Source organism: Nocardia sp. NPDC004722, from assembly GCF_053601505.1.
On the sequence record NZ_JBSGBY010000759.1, the window covers coordinates 1 to 3,471 of the forward strand.

Consider the following 3,471-nt stretch of genomic DNA (forward strand, 5'->3'; position numbering starts at 1 on the left):
AACCTGATGAACCCATGTGCTGAATCACTCCTTGTGTGAATTGATTTTCTGACAATTCGAACCTAACCGAGACGAAATTGCCGGGGCAATGAACTTAATTGGATCCCAATGGAATTCGAAGAACAGAACGGATATCCTGTTGATTCCCTTCGGATCCGGTTGGGAATTGCCATCGAAAAATGCGGTCCCGAGCAGCCCTCGGCCAGGCTCGGCGTGGTAACCCCCGCTGCGGCGACCATCTGTGACCTGACTCACGATTTCCGAGACGCTGTTATTACCGCTGAGTAGACTGCGGTATCCGGCCGGAGGTGGTGCGGCGGATGTGTGCGATACAGCAGGAGGTTCCGTTCCGCGCCGAGGGGGCAGGACGTGCTCGTTGATCTGCGGTTGGTTCGTGAATGGTGGCGTGAGGACGTCGATTACCGGTGGGTGGTCGATGCGATCGCCGCGCGGTCGGCGCTGGGCGCCTTGAAGGTCGCGGTCGGGCTGTGCGGGCTGGCCGGGCCGATCATTGCCGTGCTGACGGTGCTGTCACCCACGCGGCCAACGGATTCGGTGGCACGCGTGCTGCTGTGGCTGCTGGCGGGAACCGGGCTGGTGTGGTGCGTGCGCTGGTGGTGGCGGCCCTGGCCCACCGAGACCGAATCGCTGATCCTGACCGGCGTCGCAGACGTGTGCGTCACCGCGGTGTGCGCCCTGAGTCCCGGGTATGTCGCGCGCGCGGTCGGCATGATGATGCTGTTGATCATCGGCATCTACGTGAGTGCCCTGCACAGCCCGAAGATCCTGGCGGCGCAGACCGCGTGGTCGTTGCTGGCGGCGGGCCTGCTGTCGGTCCCGCTGCTGCGGGGCGGCGACATCAACTCCGCGGTGATCATGATCATGGGCATGGCGGCGGCGGTCATGGTGCCGCCGGGTCTGCAACTCTGCTACTCCCTGCTGCGCGGCGAAATGCTGTGCGACCCTTTGACAAGACTGCTGAGCCGACGCGGCCTCGACTACTACTCGGCGATCTGGTTCTCGCATCCCAGCCCGACTCCCGCCTGCGTGCTGATGATCGATCTCGACCGCTTCAAGGCGGTCAACGATACCTTCGGCCATGCCGCAGGCGACGAGGTCCTCGTCTCCACCGCCGACCGCCTACGCGACACCGCGCCCGCGGACAGCATCGTCTCCCGTTTCGGCGGTGAGGAATTCGCCGTCATAGTCCGCCTGCCGATCGACCCGGCCATCGAGGTCGCCGACCGCCTGCGCCGCGCGGTCGCCGAGCCGATCGGCGCGATCGCCGTCACCGCCAGCATCGGCCTGGCTCCTTTCCCCGCGCAGTCCACCCCCACCCGCGACGGCGAGCTGGTGCGCCAAACCCTCTGCCGCGCCGACACCGCGATGTATCAGGCCAAACAGCACGGCGGCAACACCATCGTCCTGGCTCCCGCCCCGACGCCGCCGAGCGAAGTGGGCCCGCCGCTCGAGACGCGGTAGGGCCGCACGCGACGCCCACCTGAGCGGGCGGCCTGCGTCGATCTCGTACGGTGGGGGCATGGGTGAACGCGTGGTGATCATCGGCGGGGACGCGACGGGGATGGCGGCGGCGTCGCAGGCGCGCCGGTTGCGGGGGCCGCAGGACCTCGAGATCGTGGTGTTCGAGCGGGGGCACTTCACGTCGTATTCGGCGTGCGGGATTCCCTATTGGGTGGGCGGGGATGTCGGCGACCGGGACGATCTGATCGCACGGACACCCGAGGAACACCGGGCCCGGGAGATCGATCTGCGCTTGCGGACCGAGGTCCTCGAGATCGATGTCGACGGGCAGCGGGTGCGCTGGCGGGAACTCGACACCGGGCGTGAGAACTGGCTCGGCTACGACAAACTCGTGATCGCCACCGGTGCGACACCCATCCGGCCCGCCCTGCCCGGCATCGACGCGGCCGGGGTGCACGGGGTGCAGACCCTCGACGACGGCCAGGCTCTCATCGCCCGTCTCGAATCGATCCCCGGTCGCCGCGCCGTCGTGGCGGAAACCGGCGGCGCGGCGTGGGCCGGTGGCCCCGCAGCGGTCGATTCGGGTGCGTTGCCCACCACGGTCGGCCACGACGACGGGAGCCCTTTCGCTCTCGCACCCATGCAACACGCGTACTGGATCGGCCGCTCCGACAGCCAGCAGTTGGGGGCCGTCGCGGCGCACCTGTATGTCGAATTCGACGGGGCCGATGTGGATCCTGAGCGGTTGGGCGCCGCGGTGGAGGCGCTGGTGCGGCGGCATCCGATGCTGCGGACCCGGTTCCTGCCGGACGGGACTCAACAGACGCTGGAACGGCCGGGCAGCCCGGTGTGGAGCGTCACCGATCTGCGCGCCGCCGATGCGGAGACTGTCGAGAGCACGCTGGAAGCGTTGCGGGACAAGCGGACCCATCAGCTGATGGCGGTCGAGGAGGGGCAGGTCATCGATATCGCGCTGACTCTGCTGCCGGAGGGCCGCACCCGGCTGCACCTGGATGTGGACATGCTCGCGGCCGACGCCATGAGCTACCGGATCCTGGTGGCGGATCTGGCCCGGCTCTACCACGGCGAGGCCCTACCGCCGCAGACCTACACCTTCCGGCAGTACCTCGCCGAACACGCCGGTCCAGCACCGGAACACGCTGCCGACCGCGAGTGGTGGCAGGCCCGCCTCCCCGAACTACCCGGCGCGCCGGAGCTCCCGCGCGCTCACCAGGCGACCCATACGAAGGAGATCGTGGTCCCGGCGGCGATCTCGGACACGACCGCAATGCCGGACACGACCGCAATGCCGGGCGTGGCCGAAGGGCGGGGTGCGCTCGAAGCATCGGGTGCGACTCGAGTCGCTTTGTCGCACAAGGCCGGAGTGGATGCGGCGGAGTCGGCGGATGGACGCGCGGCGCGGACGGTGCGGCTGCATCGCTGGTTACCGCCGGAGGCCAAGGGGCGGATGTTCGCTGCCGCGCATGAGCGGGGCATCACTCCGGCCATGGCGTTGGCGTCGGTGTTCGCGGAGACCATCGGCGGGTGGTCTGCGCAGCGGCGGTTCTTGTTGAATCTGCCGCTGTTCCATCGGGAGCCGGTGCATCCGGAGGTGGATGGGGTGGTCGGGGACTTCACCTCCTCGGTGTTGCTCGAGGTCGATGTGACCGAGCCCGCCACCGTGACCGAGCGCGCTCGCGCCTTGCAGCGCGAATTGCATGCCGCCGGAGTGCATTCCGGCTACTCCGGGTTGGAGGTGCTGCGTGACCTGGGACGCCTGCGGGCGGAGCCGGTGCTCGCGCCCATCGTCTACACCAGCGCCATCAACCTCGGCGAACTCTTCGCCGACCAGGTCACCGCCACCTTCGGTGACCCGGTCTGGATCATTTCCCAAGGGCCGCCAATTCCAGCGCCTGACCGTCGAAATCGCAGATGGTGGGCACCCCGGCGGCCAGGGCGGTGCGGGCCAGTTCGGCGGGCACACCCGCG

The 3,471-nt window shown here is 68.3% G+C and carries 2 protein-coding genes; both read left to right on the forward strand.

The annotated features are described in order from the left end of the window. Window positions 1-369 precede the first annotated feature (369 nt). Window positions 370-1,482: a GGDEF domain-containing protein gene (locus ACWELQ_RS41325; protein ID WP_452402439.1), complete on the forward strand. Its 1,113-nt coding sequence runs from the start codon at window positions 370-372 to the stop codon at window positions 1,480-1,482. Between the two features lie 58 nt (window positions 1,483-1,540). After that, window positions 1,541-3,471, forward strand: a 1,931-nt coding sequence (locus tag ACWELQ_RS41330) for a condensation domain-containing protein (protein WP_452402440.1), incomplete at its 3' end; no start/stop codon positions are given.